Below are 23,641 nucleotides of genomic sequence, written 5' to 3'. Positions count from 1 at the left end.
GATGAATATCCAGTTCCGCGAAGGTCTAGAGGCCGCTTCCCCGCAGACGACGAAAACCGCAATCGCGGACTGCGACATCCATCCGGCGCGCGCCACCCGCACCGAGCTCTATCCCTATCTCGCCAAACGCTGGCAGCATCATCTCGAGGTTTACGGCGTCCACGCTTATCAGGGCATGATGGAAGGCCCACCCTATCCGAAGGCCCAGCCCAACGCCTCGCGCCGCGATGCTTATCCGCCGGAAGGCGGTCCGCAGGGCTCCTCGCTCTCCTTCATGCAGAAGCAGCTGCTCGATCCCAACAACGTGCAGTTAGGGGTGCTCAATCCGCTCAACACCGGGCAGGGCATCCGTAATCACGAACTGTCGGCTGCGCTGTGCTCGGCGATCAACGACTGGCAGATCGACAAATGGACCAGCAAGGACAAGCGCCTGAAGGCGTCCATCGTCGTCGGCAATGAGGATGGTCTCTCGGCCGCCGCCGAAATCCGCGAGCGCGCCGGCGACAAGAACTTCGTCCAGGTGCTGCTGCTCAGCCGCAATGTCGAGCCGCTCGGCCAGCGCCGCTATTGGCCGATCTATCAGGCTGCGGAAGAGGCGGGTCTTCCGGTCGGCGTGCACGCTTTCGGCTTCGGTGGCAATCCGATCACGCCCTCGGGCTGGCCGTCCTATTACATCGAGGAGATGGTCGGGCATTCACAGTGCCAGCAATCGGCGTTGGCGAGCCTGGTGCTGGAAGGCGTGTTCGAGCGCTTCCCGAAACTGAAGATGGTGATGATCGAGGCCGGCTTCGGCTGGGCACGGTCGCTGGCGTGGCGCCTGGATAAGGTCTGGCAGCGGCTCAGGAGCGAAGTGCCGCATGTCAAACGGCCGCCGTCGGAATATATCCGCGAGCAGGTGTGGTGGACGACGCAGCCGATGGAGGATCCGGAACGGCGCGAAGACCTGTTCGACGTGATCAAATGGATCGGCTGGGACCGCCTCTTGTTCGCGACCGACTATCCGCATTGGGATTATGACGAGCCGACGCGCGTGCTGCCGGCCGGCGTCAGCGAGGCCAATCGCGAGGCGTTTTATCTCGGCAATGCCAAGAAGCTCTACGGCGTTTCCTGATGGCAAGACACGTGATTGCGCCCGTGGACGAGCTTCCGCCGGGTACACGAAAATTCCTGGAGATCGATGGGCGGCCGATCGCGGTCTTCAACATCAAGGGCGAGTATTTCGGTCTGATGAACCGCTGCCCGCATCAGGGCGCGGCGCTGTGCGAGGGCCCGCTGATCGGCCTCGCGCAATCGCGCGATCCCGGCGAGATCGAATACACCAAGTTGGGCGAGATTATCCGCTGCCCATGGCACGGCTGGGAATTCGACATCCGCACCGGCCAGTCCTACTGCGACCCCCGCCGCTTCCGCGTGAAGGCCTATCCGGCCCATGTCGAGCCGGGTGCAGCCGTGGTGAAGGGCCCGTATGTCGCCGAGACGATTCCGGTGAAGATCGAGAGCGATTACGTGGTGGTGGAGCTGTAAGCCTCTGCCGTCATTCCGGGCTCACCTCTTCGAGGCGCCCCGGAATGACACTGCCCTTAATGCCCCGCCACAGGCTCCGCCGCCGTATCATACGTCGGCACCGCCTTGCCGCCGCCGCGATAGACGATCAGCGCGGCGATGATGCCGAGCGCGGCTGCGAACATCAGCCAGGCGCCGGGCATGGCCTTGTTGCCGGTCTGATCGATCAGCCAGGTCGAGGCGAACGGGGTGAAGGTGCCGAACAGCGCCGCCGCGAGCGCGAAGGCCAGCGAGAAGCAGGTGGTGCGCACATGCGCCGGCACGATCTCGACAAGGGCGCCGAGCATGGTGCCGCTGTACATGCCGAAATAGAACGAGAACATCATCTCGACCGCGAGCAGCTTGCCGAAGGTCGGTGCGGCCACCAGCCAGCTCAGCGCAGGATAGGCGGTGAGCAGCGCCAGGGTGGCGATTCCGATCAGCACCGGCTTGCGGCCGATGCGGTCGGACAGCGCGCCGCCGACCGGATTCCAGATGAAGTTGGTGACAGCGACGAGCAGCGTCACCAGCAGTGCATCCTGCGTCGACAGTTTCAGCACGGTCTTGCCGAAAGTCGGCGTGTACACGGTGACGAAGTAGAACGTCGTCGTGGTCAGGATCGCGATCATCATGCCGAGGATGACGATGCGCCAGTTGGCGAGCGCGGAGGCGAACACTTCACGCGCGGTCGGGTGCTTCTTCATGGCGAGGAAGGCCGGCGTTTCCTCCAGCGTGCGACGCAGGAAGAAGATCAAGGGGATGATCAGGCAGCCGACGAAGAAGGGAATGCGCCAGCCCCAGGACGCGACCGTGTCGGCCGGCATGACTTCGGACAAGAGATAGCCGAGGATCGAGGCGACGAAGATCGCGACCTGCTGACTGGACGACTGGAACGAGGTGTAGAAGCCGCGATTGCCCGGTGTCGAGATCTCCGCGAGATAGACCGACACGCCACCGAGCTCGACGCCGGCGGAAAATCCCTGCAAGAGGCGTCCCATCAGCACGATCACGGGGGCTGCGAGACCGATCGTGGCGTAGCTCGGACAGAACGCGATGACGACGGTGCCGACCGCCATGATGCCGAGCGTGACGATCAGGCCCTGGCGACGGCCGATGCGATCGATGTACGCGCCGAGCACGATGGCGCCGACCGGCCGCATCAACGCGCCGAGCCAGAACACACCAAACGTGTTGAGCAGCGACGCGGTCTCGTTGGTCGAGGGGAAGAACGCCTTGCCGATCGCGGCGGCATAGAAGCCGAACAGGAAGAAGTCGAACTGCTCGAGGAAATTGCCGCTGGTCGCGCGCAGGATCGCGCCGATGCGCGACTTGATGGCGGGCGGATTGGATGAAGCTGCTGCTGGTCCAGCCATGAATTGACTCCCCTGGAAGACGCGGCCGGACCGGAATTCATTTCGCGGCAAGGCGACAGATTGATGCTGTGACAATCTGTCTACCCCTTCCCGCGCGAGACGGTACGAGTCAATCGAATTTGCCGGGGAAGTTGATGATTTTTCAGGCCTTATTTTGCGTTGCAGCAACGATCCATTGTCGGAAGGCAGCGAGTTTCGGCGCCTCACGGCGGCCCTCCGGCGAGACCAGGTAGAAGCCGGCATCGGCCGGCAGCGCGATCTTGAAGGGAACGACGAGCCGGCCCTTGGCGATGTCGTCCTGCACGTAGGAGGTTCGGCCCATCGCCACGCCAATGCCGTCGATCGCGGCCTGGATGGTCATGAAGATCATGTCGAAGGTGATGCCGGGTTGCCGCGCGATGTCGGCCGGCAGGCCCGCCGCGGTCAGCCACAGCCGCCAGTCGTCGCTGTTGGCGTTGGAGGTGTGCAGCAGCGGGTAGCCGCGCAGATCTTCCGGCTGCCGTAGCGGCTTGTCGCCGCGCAGCAGCGACGGGCTGCACACGGGAAACAGCTCATCGGCCATCAGCCAGTCCGCACGCAGCCCCGGCCATTGGCCGCGGCCGTAGCGAATGGCGGCATCGACATCGTCGCGCTGGAAATCGACGAGGCTGGTCGAGGTGGTGATGCGGACATCGATGCCGGGATGTTGCTCTTGGAAATCCGTCAGCCGCGGCAGCAGCCATTTCGCCGCGAGCGAGGCCAGGGTCGAGACGGTCAGCACCTTGTCGTCGTCCTTGCGCAGCAGCCGGTCGGTGGCGAGCCGCAGATCGTTGAAGGCCGCGCGGATGCCGGGAAGGTAGTCGCGCGCCTCCGGCGTCAGTGCCAGCGCGCGGTTCTGCCGGATGAACAGGCGGATGCCGAGCTCCTCTTCCAGCCGCCGGATCTGATGGCTGATCGCAGTCTGCGTCACGTTCAGCTCGCTGGCGGCCAGCGTGAAGCTGAGATGGCGCGCGGCGGCCTCGAACGCCCGCAAGCCGTTCAGGGAGGGCAATCTGGCAGTCATCTGGCAGCAGGATACATGACGTTATTTCATGCGAAAGGGTACAAATTGTCGTTTGTCGCAGCGCACCCGGAGGCAGATACTGGCCGTCAAATTAGCTCCAGGAGCTGAAGATGTCTACTTTGACCCACAATTCGATGACAAATCATCATGCACCGGGCCTCCTCTACCAGATCGGCGAGACCCTTCACGTCTGGCACGAGCGCTACCGGACCCGTCGGGAGCTCGCCCATTGGACCAACCGAGACCTCCAGGACGTCGGCCTGTCCTGGTCCGACATTGCCTTCGAAGCCGAGAAACCCTTCTGGCGGGCCTGATTGGCCGCCAGGCCGGCGCCGCCTGACTTTGGGGCGCCGGCGGTCCCTTTCGCCTTTGATCCCTCTGGGGCACGTGTCATGACCACCATTCGCCTGGAAGATCTGAAGCAATATTCGGACGTGCTGCGGACCCGTGACGGCGAGACGGTGAACGTCCGCTTCATCGAGCCGCGCGACACCGAGGAGCTTCAGCATTATTTCCGTTCGCTCACGACCCGCTCCCGCTACAACCGCTTCTTCGGCGCGATCAGCGAATTGCCGAAGGGCCTCTTGAGCGAATTCCTCGACGTCGGTGCGCGCGAGCGTTTCACCGTGGTTGCGACCAAGATGGTCGATGGTTTTGAAACCATCGTAGCCGAAGCGCGCTATGCGCTCCATGCCGAGACGTCGACGCTCGAGTTCGGCCTGTCGGTTGACGACCGTTGGCAGGGCCATGGCATCGCAACCGCGCTGATGAAGAATCTCGAATGCCGCGCCGCGGCGCTGGGCGCCGAGCACATGTTCGGCGACACGCTGCGTTCCAACGTCACCATGATCTCGCTCGCGCGCAAATCCGGTTTTGCCTTCGTCAACCATCCCGACGACTGGAAGCTGGTGCGCTTCGACAAGGAGATTTCAGTCGCGCCGAACGACATTCCCTGCGCGAGCTGGCGTCTCGCCGCCCTTTCCCGTCAGGCCGAAAGCCCCTCAGCCTCGGCCTGACGCCACTCCGAGCCCGGCCTGGCAAAGCCAGTGCCGGGCACTTTTTTTCTACTTCCTACTTCCCCGTGAACACGGCTTTCCGCTTCTCGATGAAGGCCTGCACTGCCTCCTTGTGATCGGCGGTCGTGGTCAGGCGCACAAGCCGTTCGGCCTCATGATCCCGCGCCGTCTCGAAATCGAACAGCAGGGCCTCGTCGAGATTGTCCTTCATGTAGCGCAGTGCGAGACGCGGGCCTTCGGCGAGGGATTTTGCCAGCGCGAAGGCCTCGGCTTGCAGCTTGTCGTCGGGAACGACGCGGTTGACGAGGCCGATGGCCTCGGCGCGCGAGGCATCGACGCGGTCGCCGGTGAACAGCAGCTCGCGGGCCCGTGCGGTGCCGACGAGGCGCGTCAACAGCCAGGCGATGCCGTAATCGCCGGACAGCGCAATGCGCGCATAGCCGGTGGCGACGAAGGCCGATTGCGCGGCGATGCGGATGTCGCAGGCCATGGCAATGGCGAGCCCGGCGCCGACCGCGGGGCCGGGCAGGGCGGCGATGGTCGGCTTGCGCACCGACACCAGCGCGCCTGTCAGTAGCCGCTGCCGCTCCTGGAGATCGGCGACCTTGTCGTCAAACGACATTTCGAGTTTCTTCGGATCGCGATGCGCGCCCATGCCCTTGACGTTGCCGCCGGCGCAGAATGCTTCCCCGGCGCCGGTGATCAGCAGCGCGCCGACATCGGGGCTCTCGCCGCAGGTCCGGATCATCGTCCGCAGCGCCGGCGTCAGATTTTCCGACAGCGAATTGCGCGCCTCCGGCCGGTTCAGCGTGATCACGGCGACGCGGTCGCGGATGACGCAGAGGAGCTCGCTGGTGCCGGTGTCGATGGTGGTTTCCGTGGTCATTGATCCTCCCTGCTCTGGTCGGGTGGGCAAAACGAAAACGTGCCCACCACCTTTGTTCGCATTCGTGAGATCGTGGGCACGGCGCTTTGCGCCTTTGCCCACCCTACGGCAGCTTCTTCAAAACTTTTCCACCCAGGGCCGCAGCTCCAGCTCCCAGCTCCAGGCGCTGCGCGGCTGCTGCAACACGTTCCAATAGCTCTCTGCGATCGCGTCGGGATCGAGCATCGAATCCGGCTTCTCCGGTGCTTCCGTGCGCGCCGCACTGCGGATGCCGCCATCGATCACGAAATGCGCGATGTGGATGCCCTGCGGCGAGAGTTCGCGCGCCAGGCTCTGCGCGAGGCCACGCAGCGCGAACTTGCCCATCGCGAAGGACGCCGATTGCGCATAGCCCTTGACGCTGGCCGAAGCGCCGGTGAACAGGATCGCGCCGTGCTTGTTCGGCAGCATGCGTTTTGCCGCCTGCTGCGCCACCAGGAAGCCGCCATAGGCGCTGACCGCGATCGCGTTTGCGACGTCGGCCGGAACGAGATCGACGAACGGCCCGCGGGTGCGGCCGCTGGCATTGTAGACGACGATATCAGGCGTGCCGATCTCGCGTTCGATGAGGCCAAACAGGCGCTCGACCTCCTCGGGCTCGGTGGCGTTGCAGGCATAGGCCTTGGCGCCGGTCTCGCTACAGAGCGCGCCAAGCTTCTCGACCTTGCGCGCGGCGAGCGCGACGCGAATGCCTTGCGCGGACAGCAGCCGTGCCAGCGAGGCGCTCAGGCCCTCGCCGGCACCGACGATGAGGGCAATCTTGTATTTTGGATGTTCCATGACGTGATCTCTTGAGACGGGAAGTTGTTGATCTAGGCATCCGCCGCGCCGACAACCAGCCGGCGCGATCACAATTCCGCAGAGCGAATTGCTCCTTCACGGCGATCATGCCTCCCTGACGATTTGCGGCTTTATCGCGCTTCCTGACTGGAGCATGATCGACATCATTCAACGCGGCAAGCGCCAAAACAGCGCAAATGTTCGCGAGGCGAGGAAACGAAGAGGACGATCATGCACAAGCCGGTCACAGCGCAGCCGAAACATGGCGCGGCCGAGCAGCCGGGCCTGCTGGCGCCCGATACGTCAGGCATGAATTTCTACCGCGCCGATCCGGCGCTGACGGATCTCTTGCGCATCCATCTGCCGGACAATCTGTTCCGTCACATTGAGCCGCATCTCGATCGCCTCGGCGAGCTCGCCGGCGGCCGTCTCGACGAATGCGCGCGGCTCGCCGACCGGCATCCGCCGGTGCTGCACCAGCGTGACAAGTTCGGCCGCGACGTGCAGTCGATCGAATATCACCCGGCCTATCGCGAATTGGAGAACGCCGCCTTCGGCGAGTTCGGCATCCACGCGCTCTCGATTCGGAAGGGCATCATGGGCTGGCCGGACAAATATCCGGTCGTGGCCAAGCACGCCTTCACCTTCCTGTTCAACCAGACCGAATTCGGCATGGGCTGCCCGATCAACGTCACCGACGGCTGCGCAAAACTGCTGGCGAATTTCGGCGACCAGGCGCTGAAGGCAAAATATCTGGACGGTCTGACCTCGACCGACATGAGCAAGCTGACCCAGGGCGGCCAGTTCATGACCGAGAAGGAAGGCGGCTCCGACGTCGGCACCCTGACCACGCGCGCGGTGCAGGAGGGCGACCATTGGCGCCTCTATGGCGAAAAATGGTTCTGCTCGAACGCCGACGCGAAAGTCTTGATGCTGCTGGCGCGTCCGGAAGGCGCCGGCCCCGGCACGCGCGGCATCGGCCTGTTCCTGATGCCGCGCTTCCTCGACGACGGCGCGCAGAACCACTACCGGATCGTGCGCCTCAAGGACAAGCTCGGTACGCGCTCGATGGCCTCGGGCGAGATCAAGCTCGAAGGCGCGATCGCCTACGCCGTCGGCAAGCTCGACCGCGGCTTTGTGCAGATGGCCGAGATGGTGAACTCCTCACGGCTGTCCAACGGCGTCAAATCCACCGCGCTGATGCGCCGCGCCTATCACGACGCGATGACGGTGGCGAAAAACCGCGTGGTGTTCGGCAGCCGCATCATCGATCTGCCGCTTGGACGACGGCAGATGCTGAAGATCATGCTGCCGGTCGAGCAGGCGCTGTCGATGAGCTTTCTCACGGCCGATGCGCTCGACCGCGCCGAGGCCGGCAGCCAGGATGCCGCCGCGCTGCTGCGCATCCTCACGCCCACGCTGAAATTCCGCGCGACGCGCGATGCGCGAAAAGTCTGCGGCGATGCGCTCGAGATGCGCGGCGGCATCGGTTATATCGAGGAATTCGCCACGCCGCGCCTGTTGCGCGATGCGCATCTCGGCTCGGTCTGGGAAGGCACCGGCAACATCGTTGCCATCGATGCGCTGCGGCGCGCGGTCGGGCGCCACGGCGCCGAAGCCGCGCTCGCGGCCGATCTGCATGCGCGGCTGGACGACAGTGCGTGCGTTCCGCAGGCCTGGCGCGATCGCTTGCGTGGCCTCGTCGATCGCGCCGTCGGCTTTGCGCGCGAGGTCGCGCGCAAGTCCGAGAACGAAGCCGATGCGCGGCGGGCGACGAGCCTGCTCTATCATGTCGCGAGCGCCGTCGCGCTCGCCTGGGAGGCGCATCGCATCCACGCCATGCGCGGCGATGCGCGCCGCCTGCTGCTCTCGCGCCTCGTCATCGACCATCGGGTGTCGCCGGGCGATCCGTTCCGGCTGACGGAAAATGCCGTGCAAGCGAAGATCGCGGCGCTGCTGCTCGGCGACAGCTCAGCCGGCATGAGCGAGGTTGGCGAACTGGTTCTGGCAGCGTAGGGTCTCTTCACCTCTCCCATAGGGAGAGGTCGGATCGCGCGAGCGATCCGGGTGAGGGGTTGCGCTCTATTGGGGATCTAATCCCCTCACCCGGAATCGCATCTTCGATGCGCTTCCGACCTCTTCCTTCGGGAGAGGTGCAGACCGCGCCAACGAAAATCATAACAACGAGGAAACACCGATGAAGGCCGCCGTCCTCTATGAAGTCAACAAGCCGCTGGTCATCGAGGATGTCAGCCTGCCGAAGCCGGGCCCGCGCGAGGTGCTGATCCGTACTGCGGTCGCCGGCCTCTGCCACTCCGATTTGCATTTCATGGAAGGTCTTTATCCGCACCCGCTGCCCGCGGTGCTCGGGCACGAATCCGCAGGGATCGTCGAGCAGGTCGGCTCCGACGTGACTTATGTCAAGCCGGGCGATCACGTCGTCACCTGCCTCTCCGTGTTCTGCGGCACATGCGACAATTGCACCACCGGCCGCACCGTGCTCTGTACCGACACCACCGTGAAGCTGCTGCCGGGCGCGTCGAACCGGATGCAGTGGAACAGGCCGGAGAAGCTGAACCAGTTCCTCAACCTGTCGTCCTTCGCCGAGCAGATGCTGGTGCACGAGAACGCGATCGTCAAAATCCGCAAGGAGATGCCGCTCGATCTCGCCGCGCTGATCGGCTGCGGCGTCATCACCGGTTACGGTGCGGTGGTGAACACGGCGAAGGTGACGGCGGGCGAGACCGTCGCCGTGATCGGCTGTGGCGGCGTCGGCATGGCCGCGATCAACGGCGCGCAGATCGCGGGTGCCGGCCGCATCATCGCCATCGACACCAATCCGGCAAAGCTTCAGCTCGCGACCAAGCTGGGCGCCACCGACATCATCAACCCTGCCGACGGCGACGTGGTGAAGCAGGTCCGCGACCTCACCAATGGCGGCGTGCAGCATTCCTTCGAGGTGCTCGGCCGCAAGGAAACCGCCGAGCAGGCCTTTGCCATGCTCGCCTCAGGCGGCACCGCCACCATCGTCGGCATGATCCCGTTCGGGCAGAAGATCGAGCTGCACGGCTTCGACTTCCTGCGCGAGCGCCGGATCCAGGGCTCCTCGATGGGCTCGAACCATTTTCGCGTCGACATGCCGCGGCTGGTCGATTTCTATCTGCGCGGCCGGCTGCACCTCGAGGACTGGATCTCGGCCAAGCTGAAGCTCTCCGAGATCAACGAGGGCTTTGCCAACATGAAGGCCGGCAAGACGCTGCGGAGCGTGATCGTGTTTGATAGTTGACTGCAGCAATTTTGCTCCGTCCTTGTGAGGAGCTCTTGCGACGAAGCAATCCAGACTGTTTCTGCGGATACATTCCTGGATTGCTTCGCTTCGCTGGCAATGACGGCGACGGCTAATCGTCGAACATCTTCGGCGGCACGAACCCGCCGAACTCGCGCTCGATCAGCTCTGCGAGCTTGAGCGGCGTACGGTCCTCCAGCCACGGTCCGACGATCTGGACGCCGACCGGCAGGCCGTCCGGCGCAAAGCCGGTGGGAATCGCGGTCGAGGGCAGGCCGGGCAGCGTGGCGATGCCGGGCCAGGCGAGCTGGTCGGGATAGACATGCTCCTTGCCGTCGATGGTGATGCGGCGTTTCTCCTGTTCCGGTGAATGATCGTGCGGATAGGCCGCCGTCGGCATCACCGGGCAGATCACCGCGTCGAAGGTCTTGAACAGCTCGCGCCATTGCGCCCGCAGCCGCGTGCGTCCGCCGTTCGCCATCTGCCAGTCGCGATGGCTGAGCGCGATGCCGCGCAGCCGTTCCGCGGCGAGGCTGTTGTCGCTCTCGGGCAGCGCGGCCGCGGCTGCTTTCGCGCCGGCGTAGACATCGGGCGCGAAGCTGGCGGCGAGGAACGACATCAGCATGCGCATGTACAGCCGCGAGGAGGCCGCGAAATCCGGCAGCAGGGGAGAGCTGCGCGCGATCTTCACGCCAGCCTTGGCGAGGTTGTCGGCGAGCGTGTTGATGGTGCCGCGCACGGCGGTATCAGTCGGCAGCACCGGATCGGTGTCGATCACCAGCACGCGGAAATCCTTGAAGCTCGTGTGCCGCGCCGCGGGAAGATCGAGCTTGTAGGCAATGCCCGCCTCGATCGGATCCGGCCCTGCCATGACGTCGAGCACGAGCGAAAGATCAGCAGCGCTGCGCGCCATCGGGCCGATCACCGAGAGGTCGCGCTCGAACGGCAAAGGCGGCAGCGGCGGCGGTGTGTGGCCGCGCATCGCCACGAGATTGAAGGTCGGCTTGTGCGCATAGACACCACAGTGGAACGCCGGCACGCGTAGCGAGCCGCCGATGTCCGAGCCGATCGAGAGCGGACCATAGCCGGCAGCAAGCGCCGCCGAGGAGCCGCCGGACGAGCCGCCCGGGGTGCGGCCGAGATCGTAGGGATTATTGGTGGTGCCGTAGATGTCGTTGTAGCTCTGCCAGTCGCCGAGCCCGAGCGGCACGTTGGTCTTGCCGACGATGACGGTGCCGGCGTCCTTCACCCGCGTGACCGGCAGCGCGTCTTCGGTGGCGATGAAATCCTTCTGCGCGGGAATGCCCCAGGTCGTGGGAAGGCCGGCGATATTGTAAGATTCCTTCACCGTCATGGGCAGGCCGAGCAGCGGCTTGCGCTCACCGCGGGCAAGTGCCGCGTCGGCATCGCGCGCCGCACCGAGCGCGCGATCGAAATCCCGCACGCAGATCGCGTTGATCTTGCCGTCGTGGCGTTCGATGCGGTCGATCGCATCCTGCGTGAGTTCGACCGCGGAGACCTTCTTCGCGCTCAACGCGGCCGACAGCTCGACCGCGCTCTTGAAACTCCATTCCGATTTCGCCACGGCATGCTCCTGTTCTCACTGCGCGAGATGATGCGCAGTTTGACCTGAGATCGCAACTGCCGTTTGACGGCTTTTATCCTGTTACAATTGCTACCGGTGTAGCATTCGCTGCATCACGCCGTCCCGATAGACGAATACGTGCGCAAGCGCGGCAGCGATGTGGATGCCGATGGCGAGGAGCAACGCCCATTCCGTCGCCTGGTGGAGACCGTCGATGGTCCTGCCGGCGCCTGCGTTGCCGGAGGCCAGCATCGGCAGCGGCACGAGATAGAAGAACGAAAGCGACCATCCGCGGAAGGACGCAAACAGCCAGCCCGAAATCGTCGTGGCCAGCACCAACACGTAGAGCAGCCAGTGGACGGCCTCTGAGGACAGGCGCTGCCAGGCAGGGAGTGAGCTTTCAGGCGCGACGGGGTGCGTAACGCGCCAGAGCAGGCGGAATGCCGTCAGGACCAGGATCGCAATTCCAATCGACACGTGAAAAGACATGCTGGCACCCGGGCTCATGCCGGGGTGGATATCGGGCATGAGCCAGCCGATCGGGTATTGCACGGCCAGCAGCGCGACGATGAGCCAGTGGAAGATCTTGGCAGGGGTGCCGTATTGAAGGCGAGTGGTCATGAGGATCCCGGCGTTGAGGTCCGCGTTGGTCAGGGCTGCAAGGTTCGCGTTGCGGCGTGGATGAACGGATTGACGGGGCCGCTGCTCATCCCCGTGTTGCCGTCCGGTTTCTGTCCGGGCACGGGAAAGGCGTAGCCGCCGGCGCTGTAGACCTGGATCTCGTCGGTGGCGTGTGCGGTCGATCCAAGCAGGATCAATGCGCCGGCCATGCTCGCGGCTGCAGCGGTGTTTGAACAATACCGCTTCATCGTCGCCTATGCCGCCCCGATCAATATCCCCACCGCCAGCACGATTGCGCCGCCGAGCACGATCTGGAACACGGCCTGCAGGAACGGCGTGTCCATGTAGCGCGAGCGGATGAACGCGATCGCCCAGAGCTCGAAGAACACGACGACGCCGGCGATGGCAGTCGCGATCCAGAATGCATTGGCCCAATGGTCCGGCACGAGATAGGGCGCGGTGTGGCCGAGCCCGCCGAGCGTCGTCATCGCGCCACAGGTGATGCCGCGCAGCCAGGGCGAGCCGCGCCCGGTCAGAGAGCCGTCGTCCGAGAGCGCTTCGGCAAAGCCCATGCTGATGCCGGCGCCGATCGAGGCGGCGAGGCCGACAAGGAACGTCTGCCAGTTCTGGTGCGTGGCAAATGCCGCGGCGAACAGCGGCGCCAGCGTCGAGACCGAGCCGTCCATCAATCCGGCGAGGCCCGGCTGCACATATTGCAGCACGAACATCCGCCGCCGCGTGCGGTCTTCTTCCGCGCGCACGTCAGGTTTCAAGATCTCGTCGGTGAGCTTTGCGGCGGTCTGCTCGTGGCCCTTTTCGGCTTCGGCGAGATCGCCCAGCAGCCGGCGAACATTGACGTCCTCCGCCTGCTCGGCAGCCTTCGCGTAGAAGCGCTCGGCCTCGAGCTCCATGGTCTCGACCTCCTTCCGGATCGTGTCGAGCGGCAGGTTCTTGGTCAGCCAGATCGGTCGGCGGCGCAGGAAGCCCTTCACATCCTCGCGTCGGATCGGCGGCAAATGCTGGCCGAAGCGCTGCTCGTAGATTTCCAGCAGCATGTGACGATGGCCGCGCTCTTCTTCGGCCATCTGCTCGAACAGCTTGGCCGAATCCGGATAGCGTTCCTTCAGATCCTCGGCGAAGGTCATATAGATGCGGCTGTCCTCCTCCTCGGAGGAAATCGCGACCGCAAGCACCTCGCGTTCGGTCAGATCGGCAAAATTCTTCACGACGGCCCTGTTTTACTCAGTTTAGAATGATTCTAAACTATATAGGCCGCCGCGCCTCCCGGGTCAAATCACGCGGTTTCCGCGAGGAATTCCAGCAGCAGCCGGCTCACCTCGGCCGGCTGCTCCTGCTGGACCCAATGGCCGGCGCCGTCGACGAAATGGCATCCGAGCATCCTGGTGCAGCCGCGCCCCTGCATCGCCTCGAACACGCCGGGCCGCTGATGGGTGCCCCAATCCTGCCTGCCCGAGATGAAGCAGGAGGGCACGTCGATGCTGCGTCCTGCAAACAGCTGCATCTCGCGGTTGAGCATGCCCGACGTGCCGTAGCGGTACCATTGCAGCCCACCCTGGAATCCGGTGCGGCTATATTCGGCGCTGTAAAAGGCAAGGTCACTGTCCGGCAGCCACCGGTTGGCGGCGATTGCGGCGGGCGAGGGCATCTCCTTGGCGACCGTCTCCGGCATGGTCTCGCCAGCGTCCATCACGTAGTAGGTCGGCATCTTCGCGAGCTCACTCGCCGACCACGAAGCCAGCGGATACGGCTTGTTGTCGGTCCAGTCCGCACTCTTGTGATGATAATAGGCGCGCAGGAAATCATGTACGCCCTGGGGCGCGTGCTGCATGTCGGCATTCGCGGAGCGCGTCGCGTAGTACCATTGGTAGTGTTTGCGCGGACGCGGCAGCGCGGCGAGTTCGCGATGCACCGGGTCTTCGACCGCAGGCTTCGCGGGATTGTCGACCGTGTTGAAGGGCATCGGCGGCGCGCCGCCGAACGGAGCGCTCATCAGCGTTACCGAACGAAACACATCGGGACGGATCAGCGCGCACCAGGCCGCGACCGGGCTGCCGAAATCATGCCCGGCGAGATCGACCTGCCTGTAGCCGAACGCCGACACCAGTGCGAGCGCATCGCGCACCAGGTTCGGAAGCGAGAACGGCGTGAGATCGTCGTCGTAGTCGGCGGTCCATCCGGTGGTGCGGCCGTAGCCGCGCTGGTCCGGCGCCAGCACGTGATAGCCGGCCGCAGCGAGTATCGGCATCACCTTGCGCCAGGAGAAGGCAAGCTCCGGAAAGCCGTGCAGCAGCAGGATGCAGCGGCGGCCCTTGGTCTCGAAGCCGGCTTCGAGCACATGCATGCGCAGGCCGTTGATGCCGTCGACATAACGCGAGCGGATGCCGGCGGGCAGGGGGATATCGGGAAGTGTGATCATAGTGTTTCCTCGTCATGGCCGGGCTTGTCCTGGCCATCCACGTTCTTGGTTTGACGTTGATTGTAAGAACGTGGATGCCCGGGACAAGCCCGGGCATGACGGAAAGGAAGGGCGCGCTAAATCGGCTCACATACGAACGCATTGCCCTTGCGCCTGATCTTCCCCACCGACGGTGACGGAAAATGCGCGGTGCAGCACAGCGTGTCGGTGTCGCAATAGCGCTCCAGGAAACTGCGGCGCGTTTTCGCGGCGGCAGCCGGATCGGCGTCGAACTTGATCGACAGCTCCGGATACAGCGTTTGCAGCGGCGAGTGCATGAGGTCGCCGGAGAACACCGCGTCATCCTTGCCGCGGCCCATCGTGATGGCGATATGGCCTGGCGTGTGACCCGGTGTCGGCAGGATGCGGACGTGGTCGCCGATCTGGTGATCGTTGCCGACGAGCTCGTGGCGCCCGGCCTCGACCACGGGCAGCACGCTGTCGACGAAGGGCGGGACCTCCGTCTTCGCGTTCTGCGCGAACCAGTGATCGTATTCCTGCTTGGCGAACACATAGCGCGCGTTGGGGAAGGTCGGCACCCAGCGGCCGTTTTCCAGCCGCGTGTTCCAGCCGACGTGATCGACATGCAGATGCGTGCACATCACGAAGTCGATGTCGCCGGGCGAGAATCCGGCGGCGTCGAGGCCGCGCAGATATGTGTCGTCGGTCTTCATGTTCCATTTCGGCCGCTGCGGCCGCGGCTTGTCGTTGCCGATGCAACTGTCGACCAGAATGGTGTGGTGCGGCGTCTTCACCACATAGGACTGAAAGCATAAGAGCAGCACGTCCTGGTCGTCCAGCGCCTTGGCTTGTCGCATCCAGGCCCGGTTCTCGGCGAGCACCTCGGGCGTCAATCCCGGCAGCATCTCCAGCGCCGGGACGAACGAAGTCTCCTGCTCGATGACGCGGTGGATGGTGAGGTCGCCGACGGAATATTTCAGACTCATGCTCGCTTCCTTCGTGATCAGTGCTATTCGCGCACCGATGGAATGAGGATATTGGAGAGGATGTCGATCGCGGCCAGGCCTTCCTTCGGTTGGCCGTATTGCGCGGCGGTGGTCATCATGACGAGATCAAGGTCGGGCACGATGAAAATGCGTTGTCCGCCCCAGCCGAAGGCGCCAACCCATTTGATTTCCTTGCCGCCGGCGAGCGAGCGGCCCATCCACCATTGATAGCCGTAGAACAGCGTGCCGCCGAAATAGCCGACCGCCTGGAAGCGCGGCGCGATCGATTGCGCGATCCAGTCGGCCGGGACGATCTGCTGCCCGTTCCACCGGCCGCGATTGAGCACGAGCTGGCCGATCTTCGCCGCATCGCGCGGCCGCAAGCGCAGGCCCGCCGCCGCCGCGATCTTGCTGTTCTTGTAGGCCTTCCATTCGATATCGGAGATGCCGAGCGGCTGGAACAGCACCTCGCGCGCGAACACCTCCAGCGACTGTTTCGAGGCGCGCGCGATGATGTTGCCGAGCAGCTCGGTGCCGCCGCCATTATAGGTCCATAGCGTATCGGGCGGTGCTGCGATCGGCCGCGACAACACGTAGCCAAGTGGATCCGGCTCGGTGACGAGATGCGGCTCGTCGTTGTCAGGATCGGTCCAGGCCCGCGCCTCGTCCCATTTGAAGCCGGAGGACATCGTCAGCAGATGGCGCAGCGTGATGGCGTCCCATCCCGGCTGCTTTACCGCGGCAAAGTCGGGGAAGAATTTCAGGACGGGCTCATCGACGCCCGCGATGAGCTTGCGGTCGATCGCGATTCCGACCAGCAGCGAGGTCACGCTCTTGGATGCCGAGCGCATGTCGTGCTTGGTCGTTGCGTCGAATTCGTACCGGCCGTCAGGCTGTCCCCAGGGTTGGTCGTAGCCAGGGAAATATTGCTCGAAGACCAGCTTGCCACGCCTGACGACGACGACGGAATGGACGGCGGTTGCCCGTTGTGCGAGGCGCGCCGCGATCGTGCAAAGCTGCGCGCCGTCCATGCCGACACTGTCGGGCGAGGCGATCTCCCAGCCGTCGTCAATCCCTGCAGGCGTTCCGCAGGCCTGTTTGGTCTGTCCCGGCGACATGCTCTCGGCCCGCAGATGAGTGGCTGAGACCAACAACGCGAGCACGAGGCTCGCGCCGAGGATTGTGAACCGGGAGGATCGATTGTGCATCGTCATTCTCCCGGCCTATTTTCCCTAGGCCGCGGGCGGAACCGAGATCTTCACGGAGGGCCGCTCCAGCATCTTCTGGTGGAAGGCGTCGAGCTTCGGATAGGCCTTGCGCCAGCCGCAATCGGCGAAGCGGAAGTCGGCATAGCCAAGCACGCAAACAAGGCCGATCTGCGAGATGTCGAACGGGCCGTTCAGCACGTCGGGCATGTTCTCGAAGCGCGCCATGCCGGTCCAGGCCCGGTTCCAGTGGTCGTCCGACCAGGCCTGCCACTGCAGGCCCTGCGGTCGCACCATCTTCTCGTAGCGGCACAGCAGCATGGAATCGAGCATGCCGTTGATGAGGGAATGATTGGTCTTGGCCTTCCAGCGCCGCGGGCCGTAATCCGGGATCAGGCTGCCGCCGGCCATTTCGTTGAGATATTCGACGATGACGTAGGAGTCCAAGATCACGTCGCCGTCATTGGTGATCAGCACCGGCAGCTTCTTCAGCGGCGTGATCTTCGAATAGTCCTCGTTGGCCGTGCCCGGCGCGACGGTCGCCGGCGTGAACTCGATCTTGTCGATCAGCCCGAGCTCGATCGCGGCGATGCGGACCTTGCGGGCAAAGGGCGAGGCGGCGGAGAAGGAGAGTTTCATCTGACGATTTCCTGCGGTCAGTCTTGAGCGAACGGTGTCTCCTCCGTCATGGCCGGGCTTGACCGGGCCATCCACGCGTTTCCAAGTGGCGAGACTGCGAGACGTGGATGCCCGGGACACGCCCGGGCATGACGACAAGTGGTGATCGCAGCTTACGCCGCCACGATCTCCTGACGCTGCTCGCCGAGGCCCTCGATGCCGAGCGTCACGACGTCGCCGACATTGAGGAAGGTCGGCGGCTTCATGCCGAGGCCGACGCCGGGCGGGGTGCCTGTCGTGATGATGTCACCCGGCAGCAGCGTCATGAACTGCGAGACATAGGAGACGCACTTGGCCATCGAGAAGATCATGGTCTGGGTCGAGCCGGTCTGGCGACGCTGGCCGTTGACGTCGAGCCACATCGACAGGTTCTGCACGTCCTTGATCTCGTCCTTGGTCGCGAGCCATGGGCCGACCGGGCCGAACGTGTCGTGCGACTTGCCCTTGGTCCACTGACCCAGGCGCTCGATCTGGAAGGCGCGCTCGGAGACGTCGTTGCAGACGCAATAGCCGGCGACGTAATTCAGCGCGTCGGCTTCGGAGACATATTTGGCGCGGGTGCCGATGATGCAGGCGATCTCGACCTCCCAGTCGAGCTTGGTCGAGCCACGCGGCTTTTCGACGTTATCGTTCGGGCCGGACAGCGAGGTGTTGGCCTTCATGAAGATGATCGGCTCGGTCGGGATCGCTGCTCCCGTCTCCTTGGCGTGGTCGCTGTAGTTGAGGCCGATGGCGACGAATTTCGAGATCCCGGTGACGGGCGCGCCGAAGCGCGGCTTGCCGGAAACGGCGGGCAGCGAGGCGGGGTCGATGGCCGCCAGCTTCTTGAGCGACTCCGGCGAATAGGCCTCGCCCGTGAGGTCCTTCACATGCGCCGACAGGTCACGCAACTGGCCGGATTTGTCGATCAGGCCGGGCTTTTCCGCACCCTTTTCGCCGTAACGAACAAGCTTCATTCTCGTTTCTCCCTTGGGATGGACTGATCGGTTAAATAGCTTCATGGAACAGCGCGGCGGGAAATTCAACCGCGGAAAACGGGGCGCATTGCAGGCTTCTGGATTCGGGAGGTGACGGCGTGTCCCGGACGCGACGCAGCGCGAAGCGGTACGGCGCAGAGCCGGGACCCATGTCGCGGCATTCTCGTGTCCCGGCTCAGCGGCGCAACGTTACACGTTGCACCGCGTCCGGGACACAAGATCATTCCAGCGCCACAAACCTGAACACATCCCCGTCCCGCCTGATGTGCCCGCCCGAATAATGTCCGCCGATTACCAGCGTCGGGGTGTCGGCAAAGCGCGAGAACAATTTGCGCCGGGACTCGGCGGATTGGGCGGTGTTGGTGTCCACGACCGAGCACCAGTCGAGATGGGCCATCTGGCAGGGGTGATGGGCGACGTCGCCGGTGAGCAGGGCCTGCTCGCCATCGGACTCGATCAGGACGCTCATGTGCCCGGGGCTGTGGCCCGGAGTCGGGATCAGGCTGATCTCCTCGCAGAGCCGGTGATCGCTCGGGATCAACTCGGCGCGACCGGCATCGACGACCGGTTTCACGGAATCCTCGAACACCGCGACCTTGTCGGGCTCGGCCCTGTAATCGCGCCAGTAGTCGTACTCGGTCTTGCCGAACAGATAGCGCGCATGGGCGAAGGTCGGCACCCATTTGCCGTCCACCAGCTTCGTATTCCAGCCGACATGATCGACATGGAGATGCGTGCACAGCACGGTGTCGATGCTGTCAGGCGGAAAGCCAGCTTCCGTCATGGTCTCCAGAAACGGCGTGCTGCGGTTATTCCAGACCGGGACGCCGCGGCCCTGCTTGTCGTTGCCAAGGCCGGTATCGACCACGATGCGGCGTGTCGGCGTCTCCACCACCAGCGAGTGGATCGACATTTTCAGCCGGCCCTCCTCGGTGGCGAAATGCGGGATCAGCCAGGGCAGCTTGCGGATCTCGTCATTGGTCGCGGCCGGCAGGATGAAGCGGGTCGAGCCGACCGTCTCCATTTCGACCAGCCTGGTGATCCCGACTTTGCCGACCTTCCATTGCATCGGGCGTTTTCCCATTTACATGCTTTCGCGAAAGATGCGGGTTTCCGCCATCGAACACAATGGATCATCTGCTCCGATGTCGCGTTATCGGAGGAACCCGGCAACAGTTTTAGGGGCAAACCCATGCCAGAGCTTGCGATTTCTGCCGACAAGGTCGCCTTCATCATCGAGAAGGCCCGCGAATTCGACGTCAAGGAAGCGGCTTCCGATTCCGACTCGGGCTCCAATCCGTCCGACGATGACGAGATCGACGTGCTCGAGGACACGGCGTCCGATCCGGTCGCTGCCGAGCTCTCCGGCTTCATTCATGCGCTGAACGAGGACGAGCAGCTCGATCTCGTCACGCTGATGTGGCTCGGCCGCGGCGATGGCGATGTGGAGGAGTGGGACGATCTGCGCGGTCGCGCCGTCGAGGCGCGCGGCGAATACAAGAATCCGCGCCGCGAAACGGTGCAGTATCTGCTGGGCGAGCCGATGCTGGGCGACCTGTTGGCCGACGGCATGGACGAACTCGGCATCGACTGGAGCGACGAGCGGACGACGCCGGTTTCCTAAAGCGCGTTGTATTGAATCGATCGGTCCGCGGCGTCGGTGCAACCCCTCCCGCTTGCGGGAGGGGTTGGCGCGTAGCGCCAGGTGAGGGGCTACGCTCTCTCGTATTGCAGCACCCCCTCACCCGATTTGCTGGTGCAAATCGACCTCTCCCCGTTGGGGAGCGGTGAGGAGCGTCGCCGCCCTCACAGCGTGCCGGGGAAAGCACCACCATCGAGCAGGATGTTCTGGCCGGTGATGAAGCCGGCCTTGGCACCGCAGAGGAAGGCGCAGGCATAGCCGAACTCGTCCGGCTGGCCGAAGCGGCCGGCCGGATTGAGTTTTGCGCGCTCGGCCAGGATCGCCTCCGGCGTCGTGCCGCGCTTGTCGGCCTCGGCCTTCGCGGTGCCGGTCAGGCGATCCGTCTCGAACGGGCCCGGCAACAGGCCGTTGATGGTGACGTTGTTGATCACCGTCTTGCGCGACAGGCCGGCGATGAAGCCGGTGAGGCCGGCGCGGGCGCCGTTGGAAAGGCCGAGAATGTCGATCGGCGCCTTCACCGCGGCCGAGGTGATGTTGACGATGCGGCCGAACTTGCGCGCCATCATGCCGTCCACGGTCGCCTTGATCAGCTCGATCGGGGTGAGCATGTTGGCGTCGATCGCCTTGATCCAGTCGTCGCGGGTCCAGTTGCGGAAATCGCCGGGCGGCGGGCCGCCGGCGTTGTTGATGAGAATGTCGGGCTCGGGGCAGGCCTTCAGCACGGCCTCGCGGCCGGCCGGCGTCGTGATGTCGCCGACGATCTCGGTGACCTTCACATCAGGATAGGCTTTGCGGATCTCGTCCGCCGTCTTCTTCAGCGCCTCGGCGCCGCGCGCGGTCAGCGTGACGTCAACGCCGGCTTCCGCCAGCGAGATGGCGCAGGCGCGGCCGAGGCCCTTGCTGGATGCGCAGACGATGGCGCGGCGACCTTTGATCCCAAGATCCACTGTTTCACTCCCGAAAATAGCAGGCAGGTTTTGGATGGGGCGCACTCTAGCCAACTGTGACGCCGCTGATAAGGGAGGGGCCCGCGTCAAAATGCATGGCGCGGGCTGCGGCGATGCAAATGCGCGGGCATGATCCGGACCCAAAGGGCGCGTTAGCGAAAAGTGTGCAGCGGTTTTCCGAAAAGATCATGCCCAGCCAATAAGCTAAATATGCCGCTCCTGCTTGAGACGGTCGATCGCGGACGTCGCCTCCGGCGGCAATGACTTGAATCCCATCTGGCCCGCCGCCGAGAACAGCGGTCGCAGATGCGAGCCGGCGAGGAACGGCGGCTGGCGGTTGGCCGGCACGATCTGGTCGAACACCAGCACCAGCGTGGTGGCGACGAGGCAGACCCTGACCGCGCCGAGCGCGGCGCCGCCAAGCCGGTCGCCGATGCCGGCGTCGCGGATGGTGTCGTTCAAGGCCAGGCGGCCGATATATCCGAGCAGCATGCCGACCACCACGAAGATGCCGAAGAACCAGATCCAGTTCTGCAGCAGCGGCGGATTCGGATTGCTGGCGAGCTGCGGCACGATCAGCGGCATCAGCGCAACCGCGATCGGGGCGGCGAGCAGATAGGCGAGGATGGTCATGGCGCTGCCGAGCAGGCCGGTCCTGAACCCGAAGCCGATCGCGATGGCGAGTGCGGCATAGACAGCAAGATCGAAACTGTTCATGAGCGAAACCCTGCCGATGGAACGAATGGAACCCCGAACCGATCGATCCGGTTTCAGATCGATAAAATCGTCCGTATTTTTGTCGCTCCAGTGGCTGGAATGCTGCGCCCGCTCCATGACTATTCAACGTCAGTAAAGAAAACATCGTCGCGGTTGCGAGGTTGTCGCCGGCTTGAACTCCGCTGTCGTCCCGGATCTGCGCTTACGCTTGTCCGGGACGACAGCGGAGTTTGCAGAGAGAGATTTGCGCTACCTTATCTCCGCCCGGATCATATCGGCCGCCTTCTCCCCGATCATGATCGTCGGCGCGTTGGTGTTGCCGCCGATCAGCGTCGGCATGATCGAGGCATCGACGACGCGCAGGCCCTCCACGCCATGCACCTTCAGCTTCGGATCGACCACGGCCATCGCGTCCGTGCCCATCTTGCAGGTGCCGACCGGGTGATAGACGGTGTCGACGCGGCCCCGCAAGATGGCGCGGATGTCGTCGTCTGTTTTCACATCGGACGTGAACATATCCTTCTTCTGCAACGCGCGCAGCGCAGGCGTCTCCATCAGCCGCCGCGTGGTCTTGAAGCCCGCGACCATGGACTCGAGATCCTCCGCCTCGCCCAGAAAATTGGGATCGATCATGGGCGCGGCGAGCGGGTCGGCGCTTTTCAGCCAGACGCTGCCGCGGCTGTTCGGCCGGAGCAGGCAGACATGGCAGGAGAAGCCCGCTTCCTTGTGCTTCTTCCGGCCATGGTCGTCGAGCATCGCGATGACGAAGTGCAGCTGGATGTCGGGCACTTCGAGGTGGGCCTGCGTCTTCAGGAAGCCGCCGCATTCGGCGAAATTGGTGGTCATCAGGCCGCGTCGTTCCCGGCGGTAGCGTTGGATGGCGCGGAGCAGCGACGGCAGCCGACCGAGCGAGGCGTGCACGAAGTGCGGATAGTCGGAGGCAAAGACGAACACGAAATCCGGATGGTCCTGCAGATTGCGCCCGACACCCGGCAGATGACGCACGACGCCGACGCCGTGCTTGCCAAGCGCATCGCCATCGCCGATGCCCGACAGCATCAAGAGCTGCGGTGACTGGAAGGCGCCGCCGGCGAGGATCACTTCGCGGCGGGCGCGCAGCTGCTTCTTTTGCCTGCCCTGCACATAGTCGATGCCGACGGCGCGCCCGCCTTCGAACAGGATCTTCGTCGCCTGTGCTCCCGTCTCGACGCGCAGGTTCGCGCGGGGCTGCAGATAGGCGCGCGCCGCGCTCCAGCGCTCGCCTCTGTGCTGCGTCACCTGGTAGCTGCCGAGCCCTTCGTGGTCCGCTTCATTGAAATCCTCGCGGATGCGGAATTGCGCCTCGCGTGCGGCCTGATGGAAGATGTCGTGGACCGGATTGTCCGACCGCAGCCTGTTGACATGGAGCGGCCCGTCCTTGCCGTGATATTCGCCGTCGAAATCGGAATTGTTCTCCGACCGCTTGAAATAGGGCAGCACGTCCGCATACGACCAGCCTTGATTGCCGAGCGAAGCCCAATGGTCGTAGTCCCATTTGTGACCGCGGATATAGACCATCGCGTTGATCGCCGACGAGCCGCCGAGGCCCTTGCCGCGGGGCTGATAGCCGATGCGGCTGTTCAATCCTTTCTGCGGCACGGTCTCAAAGGCCCAGTTGGCCGCTTTGTACGGCAAGGCCAGCCCGAACGGCGTGGTGATCCGCCAATTGTCGTTGCGCCCGCCCGCGTCGAGCAGCGCCACGGATGTCCCCGCATCCTCCGACAGCCGCCCCGCCACCGCGCACCCGCCGGAGCCCGCGCCCACGACGACGAAATCGAATGTGTCAGTCACTTGTGCTTCCCTCTAGTGAGTCTTTGTATTGTTTTCGTCATTGCGAGCGCAG

The 23,641-nt window shown here is 64.2% G+C and carries 24 protein-coding genes; 7 read left to right on the top strand and 17 right to left on the bottom strand.

Annotated elements, in window-relative coordinates:
- Position 1: 1 nt before the first annotated feature.
- Together HYH08_RS08110 and HYH08_RS08105 are read left to right on the top strand one after the other, a co-directional pair.
- Complete coding sequence (locus HYH08_RS08110; protein WP_220009240.1) at positions 2 to 1,111, top strand: amidohydrolase family protein; 1,110 nt, start codon at positions 2 to 4, stop codon at positions 1,109 to 1,111.
- Positions 1,111 to 1,524 (top strand): Rieske (2Fe-2S) protein, encoded by a 414-nt coding sequence (locus HYH08_RS08105; RefSeq protein ID WP_220009239.1) that lies wholly within the window; start codon positions 1,111 to 1,113, stop codon positions 1,522 to 1,524. Before HYH08_RS08110 ends, HYH08_RS08105 begins: the two co-directional genes overlap by 1 nt.
- Positions 1,525 to 1,580: 56 nt before the next feature.
- On the opposite strand, the gene HYH08_RS08100 is transcribed toward HYH08_RS08105, so the two are convergent.
- Positions 1,581 to 2,915, bottom strand: a complete 1,335-nt coding sequence (locus HYH08_RS08100; protein WP_220009238.1) for an MFS transporter — start codon at positions 2,913 to 2,915, stop codon at positions 1,581 to 1,583.
- Positions 2,916 to 3,057: 142 nt separating this feature from the next.
- Complete coding sequence (locus HYH08_RS08095) at positions 3,058 to 3,957, bottom strand: transcriptional regulator GcvA (RefSeq protein ID WP_220009237.1); 900 nt, start codon at positions 3,955 to 3,957, stop codon at positions 3,058 to 3,060.
- A 110-nt stretch (positions 3,958 to 4,067) separates the two neighbouring features.
- Between HYH08_RS08095 and HYH08_RS08090 the strand changes: the two genes are divergently transcribed.
- Together HYH08_RS08090 and HYH08_RS08085 are read left to right on the top strand one after the other, a co-directional pair.
- Positions 4,068 to 4,271 (top strand): DUF1127 domain-containing protein, encoded by a 204-nt coding sequence (locus tag HYH08_RS08090; RefSeq protein WP_220009236.1) that lies wholly within the window; start codon positions 4,068 to 4,070, stop codon positions 4,269 to 4,271.
- Positions 4,272 to 4,349: 78 nt separating this feature from the next.
- Positions 4,350 to 4,973: a GNAT family N-acetyltransferase gene (locus HYH08_RS08085; RefSeq protein WP_220009235.1), complete on the top strand. Its 624-nt coding sequence runs from the start codon at positions 4,350 to 4,352 to the stop codon at positions 4,971 to 4,973.
- A 55-nt stretch (positions 4,974 to 5,028) separates the two neighbouring features.
- Here the strand turns inward: HYH08_RS08085 and HYH08_RS08080 are convergent, their stop codons facing one another.
- On the bottom strand, positions 5,029 to 5,859 hold the full coding sequence (locus HYH08_RS08080) for an enoyl-CoA hydratase (RefSeq protein WP_220009234.1): 831 nt from the start codon (positions 5,857 to 5,859) through the stop codon (positions 5,029 to 5,031).
- Positions 5,860 to 5,976: 117 nt separating this feature from the next.
- A complete protein-coding gene (locus HYH08_RS08075; RefSeq protein ID WP_220009233.1) occupies positions 5,977 to 6,678 on the bottom strand; it encodes an SDR family NAD(P)-dependent oxidoreductase in 702 nt (233 codons plus the stop codon).
- A 231-nt stretch (positions 6,679 to 6,909) separates the two neighbouring features.
- Here HYH08_RS08075 and HYH08_RS08070 point away from each other — a divergent pair, with 231 nt between their 5' ends.
- Positions 6,910 to 8,694, top strand: coding sequence for an acyl-CoA dehydrogenase family protein (locus tag HYH08_RS08070; RefSeq protein WP_220009232.1), 1,785 nt, complete (start codon positions 6,910 to 6,912; stop codon positions 8,692 to 8,694).
- 181 nt (positions 8,695 to 8,875) lie between these two features.
- Positions 8,876 to 9,964, top strand: coding sequence for a Zn-dependent alcohol dehydrogenase (locus HYH08_RS08065; RefSeq protein WP_220009231.1), 1,089 nt, complete (start codon positions 8,876 to 8,878; stop codon positions 9,962 to 9,964).
- 112 nt (positions 9,965 to 10,076) lie between these two features.
- On the opposite strand, the gene HYH08_RS08060 is transcribed toward HYH08_RS08065, so the two are convergent.
- The 10 genes from HYH08_RS08060 to HYH08_RS08015 form a co-directional block, all read right to left on the bottom strand.
- Entirely contained in the window at positions 10,077 to 11,549 is a 1,473-nt protein-coding gene (locus HYH08_RS08060) for an amidase (RefSeq protein ID WP_220009230.1), read from the bottom strand.
- 90 nt (positions 11,550 to 11,639) lie between these two features.
- On the bottom strand, positions 11,640 to 12,170 hold the full coding sequence (locus tag HYH08_RS08055; protein WP_220009229.1) for a cytochrome b: 531 nt from the start codon (positions 12,168 to 12,170) through the stop codon (positions 11,640 to 11,642).
- 29 nt (positions 12,171 to 12,199) lie between these two features.
- The gene (locus tag HYH08_RS08050; RefSeq protein WP_220009228.1) at positions 12,200 to 12,379 is read right to left on the bottom strand and encodes a hypothetical protein; all 180 of its coding nucleotides are present in this window, start codon (positions 12,377 to 12,379) and stop codon (positions 12,200 to 12,202) included.
- A 45-nt stretch (positions 12,380 to 12,424) separates the two neighbouring features.
- Positions 12,425 to 13,396, bottom strand: coding sequence for an iron exporter MbfA (gene mbfA / locus HYH08_RS08045; RefSeq protein ID WP_220009227.1), 972 nt, complete (start codon positions 13,394 to 13,396; stop codon positions 12,425 to 12,427).
- A gap of 68 nt (positions 13,397 to 13,464) precedes the next feature.
- On the bottom strand, positions 13,465 to 14,607 hold the full coding sequence (locus HYH08_RS08040) for an alpha/beta hydrolase (protein WP_220009226.1): 1,143 nt from the start codon (positions 14,605 to 14,607) through the stop codon (positions 13,465 to 13,467).
- A gap of 116 nt (positions 14,608 to 14,723) precedes the next feature.
- A complete protein-coding gene (locus tag HYH08_RS08035) occupies positions 14,724 to 15,593 on the bottom strand; it encodes an MBL fold metallo-hydrolase (RefSeq protein WP_220009225.1) in 870 nt (289 codons plus the stop codon).
- A gap of 23 nt (positions 15,594 to 15,616) precedes the next feature.
- Positions 15,617 to 16,801 carry a serine hydrolase domain-containing protein gene (locus HYH08_RS08030; RefSeq protein ID WP_220009224.1) on the bottom strand — a complete coding sequence of 395 codons (1,185 nt, stop codon included), beginning with the start codon at positions 16,799 to 16,801 and terminating at the stop codon, positions 15,617 to 15,619.
- Positions 16,802 to 16,825: 24 nt separating this feature from the next.
- On the bottom strand, positions 16,826 to 17,437 hold the full coding sequence (locus HYH08_RS08025; RefSeq protein ID WP_220009223.1) for a glutathione S-transferase family protein: 612 nt from the start codon (positions 17,435 to 17,437) through the stop codon (positions 16,826 to 16,828).
- A 152-nt stretch (positions 17,438 to 17,589) separates the two neighbouring features.
- Positions 17,590 to 18,432, bottom strand: a complete 843-nt coding sequence (locus HYH08_RS08020) for a fumarylacetoacetate hydrolase family protein (protein WP_220009222.1) — start codon at positions 18,430 to 18,432, stop codon at positions 17,590 to 17,592.
- A 241-nt stretch (positions 18,433 to 18,673) separates the two neighbouring features.
- On the bottom strand, positions 18,674 to 19,522 hold the full coding sequence (locus HYH08_RS08015; RefSeq protein ID WP_220009221.1) for an MBL fold metallo-hydrolase: 849 nt from the start codon (positions 19,520 to 19,522) through the stop codon (positions 18,674 to 18,676).
- A gap of 123 nt (positions 19,523 to 19,645) precedes the next feature.
- Here HYH08_RS08015 and HYH08_RS08010 point away from each other — a divergent pair, with 123 nt between their 5' ends.
- Positions 19,646 to 20,077 carry a DUF3775 domain-containing protein gene (locus tag HYH08_RS08010; protein WP_220009220.1) on the top strand — a complete coding sequence of 144 codons (432 nt, stop codon included), beginning with the start codon at positions 19,646 to 19,648 and terminating at the stop codon, positions 20,075 to 20,077.
- A 182-nt stretch (positions 20,078 to 20,259) separates the two neighbouring features.
- Here HYH08_RS08010 and HYH08_RS08005 read toward each other — a convergent pair whose 3' ends face one another.
- The 3 genes from HYH08_RS08005 to HYH08_RS07995 all read right to left on the bottom strand — a co-directional run bounded on the left by HYH08_RS08005 (position 20,260) and on the right by HYH08_RS07995 (position 23,589).
- The gene (locus HYH08_RS08005; RefSeq protein WP_220009219.1) at positions 20,260 to 21,042 is read right to left on the bottom strand and encodes an SDR family oxidoreductase; all 783 of its coding nucleotides are present in this window, start codon (positions 21,040 to 21,042) and stop codon (positions 20,260 to 20,262) included.
- 204 nt (positions 21,043 to 21,246) lie between these two features.
- Positions 21,247 to 21,759, bottom strand: coding sequence for a CvpA family protein (locus HYH08_RS08000; protein ID WP_220009218.1), 513 nt, complete (start codon positions 21,757 to 21,759; stop codon positions 21,247 to 21,249).
- A 249-nt stretch (positions 21,760 to 22,008) separates the two neighbouring features.
- On the bottom strand, positions 22,009 to 23,589 hold the full coding sequence (locus HYH08_RS07995) for a GMC family oxidoreductase (protein ID WP_220009217.1): 1,581 nt from the start codon (positions 23,587 to 23,589) through the stop codon (positions 22,009 to 22,011).
- Positions 23,590 to 23,641 lie beyond the last annotated feature (52 nt).

The organism is Bradyrhizobium sp. BR 10289, assembly GCF_019455385.1.
In the GTDB taxonomy this organism is placed as follows: Bacteria; Pseudomonadota; Alphaproteobacteria; order Rhizobiales; family Xanthobacteraceae; genus Bradyrhizobium.
Note: the sequence above shows the minus strand (reverse complement) of the source record. Positions and strands in the feature narration are given on the sequence as shown.